This is a genomic window from Robertmurraya sp. (assembly GCF_036676585.1).
Classification (GTDB): Bacteria; Bacillota; Bacilli; order Bacillales; family Cytobacillaceae; genus Robertmurraya_A.
On sequence record NZ_JAKFCQ010000162.1, the window covers coordinates 1 to 2789 of the forward strand.

At 36.5% G+C, this 2789-nt stretch carries 3 protein-coding genes; all 3 read right to left on the reverse strand.

The window, feature by feature from the left end:
- Positions 1-259 (reverse strand): GNAT family N-acetyltransferase (locus tag ACGLXV_RS20120; protein WP_391560075.1); only part of this gene is annotated, 259 nt, incomplete at its 3' end.
- Between the two features lie 176 nt (positions 260-435).
- Positions 436-972, reverse strand: coding sequence for a DUF5412 family protein (locus ACGLXV_RS20125; RefSeq protein ID WP_391560076.1), 537 nt, complete (start codon positions 970-972; stop codon positions 436-438).
- A gap of 140 nt (positions 973-1112) precedes the next feature.
- Positions 1113-2441, reverse strand: a complete 1329-nt coding sequence (gene ltrA / locus ACGLXV_RS20130) for a group II intron reverse transcriptase/maturase (protein ID WP_391560077.1) — start codon at positions 2439-2441, stop codon at positions 1113-1115.
- Positions 2442-2789: the final 348 nt, after the last annotated feature.

Genomic DNA, 2789 nt, shown 5'->3' on the forward strand with positions numbered 1-2789 from the left:
CTACTTCCATTGCATTCATTATTAGCTGTTTCCCCAAACCTTTGCCGTGCTGGTCTTCTATTACTGCAATATTCACCAACTCCACCGTTTCAGGTCTTGTCGGCAGTAGTACATAGATTCCAATGATTTGACCATCACTTTCGGCAACAAAGCATACTCCTCTTTGTATATATTCCTCAACGAGTATCCTAGAAGGGTCAGCTAGTAACAACAAATCCATTGGAGGCTCTTCATCTATATTTAGTTTGCGAATAATCATATTACTCTCCCCTATATAACTGTATTTCTTTGATTTTACCATTTCTTGTTGAACTAACCTGCTTCGTTAGCACAAAAAGAAAAGCCGCCAATTATGACCGCTCCATTCTTGAACTCTTGCCCCCGTTTATTTTAAGTTGAAAGTTTCACATACTAATCACTTTTCTAATAGAGAAACTAATATCCGTATGTGTCTCCTTTTTTCAAATTTAAGATATGATTGTTAATCGATACTCTGCTGTTATTGTCCCATTCCACTTCAACCTGTTCTACTGTGTCTTGATAATAAATTCTTTTTTTAAACCACAGTGGTCCTTTTAATTCTCCCCTCACTTCAAATGAACCTGCTGCCCCTGCGTCATAACGATAAAAATCAATTGTATAGTTACCATCAGGAGAGTGTACAGTTTCAATGTGCTCATTCGCTCCCAATAAAGAAGCAAATAAGGATAACAAAATTACTAGAAAGAGAGCAATAGACAATAGAAATGATAAAATTACAGTCAACCAACTTCTTGTTTTTGCCTGCCAATTCCGATTATCTTTAAACCCTTTAATTCCAAAGATAAAAGATATTACACTAATCAAAAGAAGAATGTAGTTTGGCGGAGCAATCAGCCAAGTATTGCTAATATTAGAATACAATGAGTAGGCTACTAATCCTAAGCAAACAAGTATTAAATAAAAAGACCATAAGTTATATCTTTTTCCCACAAATTCCCCTCCTTGTTTTTATCTGTCTTCTTGTGCTAGTCGAGTAGAATGGAGCCTTTCTACCTTACGGTAGATTGTACTCCACCCCCTCCCAGAACCGTGCTTGCACTATTAATGCACACGGCTCCTCCAGTAATCATTCACAGAATGTAGCTGATCTCTTTTCTTAAGTCATATATATTAACCTTAACTCTGGGTGAAGGTAGTGGATATTTATTTAGAAAGAGTCTGAATTTATCCCAGGTAAATGATTTCCTTTGACTTCTTCTATTGAGCCATTTAAACAGTAAGTATCCGATTTTGTCTCTAAAGTTGTTTACACTTGGGGTATTATCTGTGATGCAGTAATAGTTGTAGTAACCTATAAGCGAACGTTTTAACCTATCCATAATCATATGAATATCTTTATTTCTATTTTTCTTTAACCATTCTTTGGATTCTTTGAGTTTACCTTGGACTTTCTTCCTGCTTGATTTCCGTTTCACCCGAAAGTTTCCTTGTTTACTTTTCCCACAATAGTGTGTAAAGCCAAGGAAATCAAAGGTTTCAGGTTTACTACTCCCCTTCTGTTTTGCATCTTTATCCGCAAATTTTCCAAAGGAAATAATTTTCGTTTTATCTTCAGCTATTTCTAAGTTAAACTTCTTCAGTCTCAATTTTAATGATTGAAAGAAATCTAGAGCCTCACTCTTATACTGGAAACAACAAACAAAATCATCTGCGTATCTCACTATATGTGCTTGTCCTTTGCACTGTTTTCTGACTCTTTTCTCAAACCAAAGGTCAAGGACATAATGCAGATATACATTGGCTAATATCGGAGATATTACTCCACCTTGCGGTGTACCAGTATCTGTTTTGTACTTCTTACCTTCCTCCATATATCCACCTTTAAGAAACCTACCAATTATTCTTAGTAAGTTAGGGTCAGCGATTCGCAGTGTTAAGAACTCCATCATCCATAAGTGGTCAACGTTGTCAAAGAAACCTTTAATATCTACATCCACTACATAATTTACTGACCTCTTTTCAATATAATGGTTCAGTATTTTCAGAGCATCGTGGCAATTACGATTTGGACGGAATCCAAAAGAGCAGTCTAGAAAATCATTTTCATAGACAGTATTTAGTATCTTTGTAATGCCTTTTTGTACAATCTTATCTTCGTGTTCCGGTATTCCCAGTGGTCTTTTCTTTTTTGAATTGAGCTTTGGAATATACATTCTTCTTACTGGTACAGGGCGATAACTTTTGCTTTTAAGCCTACTTACTAAATCTTCTATATTCTCTTTTAGATTTTCACTGTATTGCTCTTTAGTTGTACCGTTAATCCCAGTTGCCTTCTTATTAGGTAGCTCAATGTGACATTGAACTAGTGAATGCTCATTTAGTAAATGTGCAAGAGATGTAAATTTCATTTTAGGGTCAGCTTTAGCTAATTCTGCTATCCTTAGTAGTTTTGTTTCCATTTATTATTCCTACCTCTGTGTGTAGTAAATGTGTCCCTAATAAGGGTTATCACTGGTAGCAGCCTTTCCTCCATCGGCATTACCCAACTTCATTGGTACTACTCTGCTATCCGACTCCCTACATCGGCATTTGGTTTCCTTGCTTTGTATCGCTTGTAAACCATACTCTTCTAAAAAAAGAAAAGACCGGTAGGGTCTCCCGAGTTGCCGTATCATATCAATGTGTAACGTGCCAAGGTCTCTGACTCCAGAGAGGTTTTACCCTTCTTGCCAATTACGAAAGATAAAATGTTGCTTTCTGCCGCAGTTAAGGCATCAGCCCTCTCGAATTACTAACCTTATGGAGCT

Bases quoted from the DNA above. Each gene is read 5' to 3' on its own strand.
- ltrA (WP_391560077.1), bottom strand. From the start codon at position 2,441: ATGGAAACAAAACTACTAAGGATAGCAGAATTAGCTAAAGCTGACCCT.